Below are 4,770 nucleotides of genomic sequence, written 5' to 3'. Positions count from 1 at the left end.
ACAACAGATATTTTAGAACCTTTTTAGTATCTGTATAAGGCTAAAAAACTTTATCGTTAATAAATGAGCAAAGAGGAAAACGATTGCATCTGGTGTGCCCGTGGTTAGGAATGCTCCAATCCATTAGTCGATAAATGGTGATATATCAACAAGGTGACGCTCTCATATTAGCGACTAGTGGGGGCAAAACTTCGTAACTCTTCCTATATAATTAACCAACTGAAGGATAATCAACGCTTTCATTGTGAAATAGGTTGTTGTATAATTCTACAGGTTCAAAAAGTTAGTTACGCAATTCACTTATTGGCGTAAGGAGCGTGAAGAGAATGACTGTTTCAGTTAGCTGGATTGGGGCCCTTATTGGGTTAGCCCTTGCTATTATTTTGATTTTACGGAAGTTAAACCCCGTCTATTCTCTATTATTGGGAACGATTGTGGGTGCACTGATTGGTGGTGCTAGTTTAACACAGACCGTCAATATTGTTGTGACAGGTTCACAAAGTGTCATGGGAACCGTTGTCCGGGTCTTAGCTGCCGGCGTCTTTGCCGGGGTCATGATGGAATCCGGAGCGGCGAACGCCATTGCTCGTGGGATCGTTGATAAGTTCGGCGAGAGTCTGGCCATCCTGTCGTTGGCTTTAGCCACGATGATCATTACGGCTGTGGGGGTCTTCATCCCCGTTGCCGTTCTGATTGTGGCTCCGATTGCCCTCGAAGTGGGGAGTCGGATGCAGATTTCTAAGCTGGCACTGCTCGTTGCCTTGTCTGGTGGGGGAAAGGCCGGAAACATCATCTCGCCAAACCCGAACACGATTGCTGCAGCCCATGGGTTTCACCTGGAGCTTAGCCAACTGATGGTCGCAGACTTTATCCCGGCCGTCTTTGGATTAGTGGCCACGGTGCTGATTGCCAGCCTGTTACGTCACCACGGCACGATTGCGACTATGGCTGACGTTGCGGCCAACCAGGAACAGGGCAATCAACAGGAAACAACGACCCTGCCATCGTTAGGAACGGCCATCGTGGCACCGCTCTTAGCTGTGATTTTATTGCTTATGAATCCGGTCGGAAACGTCTTACACATTGGCTTTCTTGAAAAGTTCAACGTGGATGCGATGTACATTTTGCCACTGGCTGGGCTGATCGGCATGCTCGCCATGCATCAGGGAAAGCAGGTTCTGGCTTACACCAAGGCGGGGATGGCTCGCATGACCGACGTCGTTTTGATTCTGATTGGTGCTGGTGCAATCGGGGGGCTGATCACCACCTCGACACTGCCGGCAGCTATCGTTCACCTGATTAAGATCTCCGGGATTTCCGGAACGTTCTTGGCACCAATTGCCGGGATTCTGATGGCGGCCGCAACGGCTTCCACCTCGACTGGGGTTATTTTGGCGACCGGATCCTTTGGTAAAGCCATCTTGGCCTTTGGAACGGCGCCACTGGCAGCTGCTGTGATGGTTCACACTGGGGCCACGGTCATCGACCACTTGCCACAGGGGAACTACTTCCACGTGACCGCCAACGCCATGAACATGACGTTAAAGGAACGGATGCAGTCGGTTCCTTACGAAACGGCCGTGGGGCTGACGATGACCATCGTCGGTGTCGTGATGTTTACGCTGTTCTAGCGTGACGGAAAGGATGACGAGATTATGAAAATTGTGATTGCTCCCGATTCTTTTAAGGGAAGTTTGACGGCTAAACAAGCTGCTGAAGCCATTCATACGGGGCTAAAACGGGTCTTTCCCGATGCCGACTATGAAATTGTGCCAATGGCGGACGGTGGCGAAGGGACGGTCCAGTCCCTAGTCGACGCCACGCAGGGGAGCTTTCGTCGCACCACCGTCTTGAACCCTTTGGGCGAGACGGTCTCCGCTGAATATGGTCTACTGGGTGACCAGCAGACCGCAGTCATTGAAATGGCGGCGGCGAGTGGCATTCAATTTGTGAATGATGAAACGAAGAATCCACTGGTGACGACCACGTATGGGACGGGCCAGCTCATGCTGGATGCTATGCATCACGGCGCCCGGGAAATCATCATCGGTATTGGCGGGAGTGCCACGACCGATGGGGGTCAGGGGATGGCCGAAGCTCTGGGCGTTAAATTCCGCGATGCCGCTGGTAACCCCATCTCTCGTGGTGGCGGTGGTCTGGCCGATCTTGCAACGATTGATGTGAGTGGTGTAGATCCACTGGTGGCGCAGACCAAGGTGCGCATCGCTTCAGACGTGACTAATCCGTTGGTGGGAGCAACTGGTTCTGCCGCGGTGTTTGGCCCACAGAAGGGTGCCACACCGGAGATGGTCAAGGTACTGAATGCGAACTTAACCCATTACGCTGCGGTCATCAAGGCAACGCTGGGCAAGGACTTGGCTGACTTTCCGGGTGCTGGTGCCGCTGGTGGATTAGGTGCGGGGCTGCTGGCGTTTACTGATGCCAACATGGAAAAGGGGGTGGAGATCGTAGTTCATGAAACTCATCTTAAGGAACGAGCTGCGAATGCCGATTATGCCTTCACTGGTGAGGGTGCCATCGACTTCCAGACCCAATATGGCAAGACACCCATGGGGACGGCCCAAGCGGTTAAGGCCGCTAGTCCCAATGCCAAAGTAATCGGAGTTGCCGGTAACGTTGGAGCAGGCATTGACCAACTATACGATCTTGGTATCGATGCTATCTTCGGCATCCTACCGGGCATTGTAGATCTGCCGACCGCCATTGCGACCGGTCAGGAAAATCTGGCACGGACGGCGGAGAATATTGCCCGGGTTATTAAATAGTCTTAGTTAAGGCGGGGGACTGTGACGGTGGTTGCAGTCCCCCTTTTGGTAATTTCCAAACAATAATTTAAGTAACCCATCAAATTGCTCAGTCTTAACCATTCCTTTGGTGCCGAATTGTTTGAAAGTGGTACCATTGAAACTAGAGAGACCGATTGACGATTTATACCACGTGTCAATTGATTGTATAGCAGTTGAGGGGGAGTTCAGATGATTAAGGGAATCAAATGGGCCATTACGGGGTGCCTTATGCTTTTCGGGGGCGTCGTGGCTGGGGGCCTGGGACCGGTACCGTCGGCGCATGCGGCCAGTACGATTAAAACAAAGTATGCCCTCGGCAATTATCAAACTCAAAAGTTAAAGTGGGTTCGGAATAAAGATGAATACGTGATGCGGCCCAAGACGTATGCTTGGTCGGCGACCTATCAGCGCCAGGGAACCTTTCAAACACGGCCAGCGACCTATAAAACTTGCCGAGGGAATGCACCGGCAACCTTGACGACGGACCTCTACCTGCCGATCACGGTTCGCCGCTCCGGCGATTGGGGTAATCCCCAAAGCCTGGTGTTAACAAAGAACGGTCGAACCGCTTACGTGGGCTATCTGAAAACGGGAACCACGAGTACCGGATGGATCGTGAAGTATGATCTGGCGAAGTTGCGGCAGAAATTTGGTGCAACTACGGGTAACATGGCGCTCATCCGCCGAGCAACTAATGCCTATTCTAAAGGGAAGGTGACCGCCCGGCAGAAAACGGTGATGACGGCCATGCGGATTGGTCCCACGTTTGATTTAGGCCATGGGCAATCGCTGGCATTGAACCCGCGGACGCAACAGCTCTGGTTGAGCCGGACGAGTGGCGAGGATGGCCGGTATGGGAGTGCCGTGCGGGTCTCACCCCGTACCTTGCGGCCAGTTCAGACGGTCGACTATCGGCTGGTCAATAAGACTGGCGCTAAAATAGCTGTCAACAGTACACTCACGTTTGATAAGCGTGGGTACGCCTACTTCAGCAGTTATAGTGGTAAGCGCGCCCTACGCGTTTACCGGGGAACCATTTCTAAGAAGGGGGTCCACTTCAAGCTGGTCATGCAGGGGCTGAAGTATCGGCCCGGGCAGACACACCAGTCGATTGCTTACGATGCCAAGAGTGATCGACTCTACTTTGTCAGCGACGACGCGATTTCTTCCGTACCGTTAGCGAAGTTGAACCGCGGTAGGGTTAAGCCTAAAGATGTAAAAGCAACGGTCTTTGCCAGTCGCCGCGAGTTCGAAGGCCTGTCGTTTACCGGTAGTGGGCAAGCCTATGTGCTCTTGAACCGGGGGCCAGAAGTGATGCGGTTAACCTTTAAATAGCCATAAAAAAATTCCGAGACAACGTGTCCCGGAATTTTTGGTGTTTACTTTAATATAAGCTAGGCAGAATTCCCTTGCTTTCAAGCAAGGGATGAATGCCACTATGCCTTTCGCTGACTGGCAATGTAGTTTTCTACAGTTTCCTTACTCATATCGCCCAGAGTACTCATGAAATAACTTGAAGACCAGAGATGTCCGCCCCAGAACTTCTGAGCCTTTATTTCTGGGTGTAATTCAAAGAATAAGCGAGCCGAACCGCCCTTGAAGGCTTTGACAACATTAGTTGGTGCGTATTTGGGCTTAAAGCTTAGTAGTAAGTGAATATGGTCAGGCATTACTTCCATTTGCTCAATGGTTACTTCGTTCAGTCGGGCTATTTTCGTTAGAATGTCGGTCATCTCGGTGACAAGCTTTGGCGTTGTAAATGCTTCATGTCGGTATTTAGTGACCCAGACTAAGTGAAAATGAAAGTTGTAAACATAACCTCGTTCGTGAATTACTCCGCCAACATCTTTTCTCATATGAGTCCTCCATAAATATTATTATAAACCGTTCTGTTATGGATACAGTATGCTCATATGCTATGATACCATCAAGCAAGAGGAGGTGGTAACTTATGGCGAAGACA

4 protein-coding genes are annotated in these 4,770 nt (G+C 51.1%); 3 read left to right on the top strand and 1 reads right to left on the bottom strand.

Annotated elements, in window-relative coordinates; all coding sequences use genetic code 11:
* Positions 1–326: 326 nt before the first annotated feature.
* The 3 genes from FD07_RS11595 to FD07_RS11585 all read left to right on the top strand — a co-directional run bounded on the left by FD07_RS11595 (position 327) and on the right by FD07_RS11585 (position 4,142).
* Positions 327–1,631: a GntP family permease gene (locus FD07_RS11595; RefSeq protein WP_020090490.1), complete on the top strand. Its 1,305-nt coding sequence runs from the start codon at positions 327–329 to the stop codon at positions 1,629–1,631.
* 24 nt (positions 1,632–1,655) lie between these two features.
* Positions 1,656–2,786 (top strand): glycerate kinase family protein, encoded by a 1,131-nt coding sequence (locus FD07_RS11590; protein WP_020090491.1) that lies wholly within the window; start codon positions 1,656–1,658, stop codon positions 2,784–2,786.
* Between the two features lie 210 nt (positions 2,787–2,996).
* A complete protein-coding gene (locus tag FD07_RS11585) occupies positions 2,997–4,142 on the top strand; it encodes a hypothetical protein (protein ID WP_020090492.1) in 1,146 nt (381 codons plus the stop codon).
* A 101-nt stretch (positions 4,143–4,243) separates the two neighbouring features.
* On the opposite strand, the gene tnpA is transcribed toward FD07_RS11585, so the two are convergent.
* Positions 4,244–4,663, bottom strand: a complete 420-nt coding sequence (tnpA, locus tag FD07_RS11580) for an IS200/IS605 family transposase (protein ID WP_057161952.1) — start codon at positions 4,661–4,663, stop codon at positions 4,244–4,246.
* Between the last annotated feature and the right edge of the window lie 107 nt (positions 4,664–4,770).

This window comes from Levilactobacillus parabrevis ATCC 53295, assembly GCF_001434055.1.
In the GTDB taxonomy this organism is placed as follows: domain Bacteria; phylum Bacillota; class Bacilli; order Lactobacillales; family Lactobacillaceae; genus Levilactobacillus; species Levilactobacillus parabrevis.
Note: the sequence above shows the minus strand (reverse complement) of the source record. Positions and strands in the feature narration are given on the sequence as shown.

Excerpts from the sequence above, each read along its gene's own strand:
- FD07_RS11595 (WP_020090490.1), top strand. The coding sequence starts at position 327 with ATGACTGTTTCAGTTAGCTGGATTGGGGCCCTTATTGGGTTAGCCCTT.
- FD07_RS11585 (WP_020090492.1), top strand. The coding sequence starts at position 2,997 with ATGATTAAGGGAATCAAATGGGCCATTACGGGGTGCCTTATGCTTTTC.
- FD07_RS11590 (WP_020090491.1), top strand. The coding sequence starts at position 1,656 with ATGAAAATTGTGATTGCTCCCGATTCTTTTAAGGGAAGTTTGACGGCT.
- tnpA (WP_057161952.1), bottom strand. The coding sequence starts at position 4,663 with ATGAGAAAAGATGTTGGCGGAGTAATTCACGAACGAGGTTATGTTTAC.